Source organism: Alkalibacterium sp. s-m-28 (assembly GCF_054658175.1).
In genome coordinates this window covers 1-300 of sequence record NZ_BAAGIQ010000348.1, presented here as the reverse complement: position 1 = coordinate 300, position 300 = coordinate 1, and the positions used below count along the sequence as shown (strand labels likewise).

At 38.7% G+C, this 300-nt stretch carries 1 protein-coding gene; it reads left to right on the top strand.

Features of this window, described 5'->3' with window-relative positions:
• Positions 1-45 precede the first annotated feature (45 nt).
• Positions 46-300: transposase (locus ACYQ4S_RS12585; protein WP_459771521.1), on the top strand; the 255-nt coding region annotated here is incomplete at its 3' end.

The window sequence follows — 300 nt, the reverse complement described above, 5'->3', positions numbered from 1 at the left end:
ATTGTATAAGTGACGAAACAAACACAAATCAAGGAGGACTCCATAATGAAAAGTGTAATCGAAAAGTCACTTCATTTCAACAAAATGATCAAAGTTAATTTTGACGGTGGAAATTTAACCTCAGACTCAGGGCTATTATTGTATAAAGAGTTCGATGAAAAGATTGGACTCGGCCAGTCCATTCGAGAGATGCTTCAAGTCAAAGACTCTGTAGACCACCGGGAACATCCCAATCCTGATGTCGTCATTCAAAAAATTTATCAACATCTTGCAGGTTATCACACAGACGACCATGCGGAT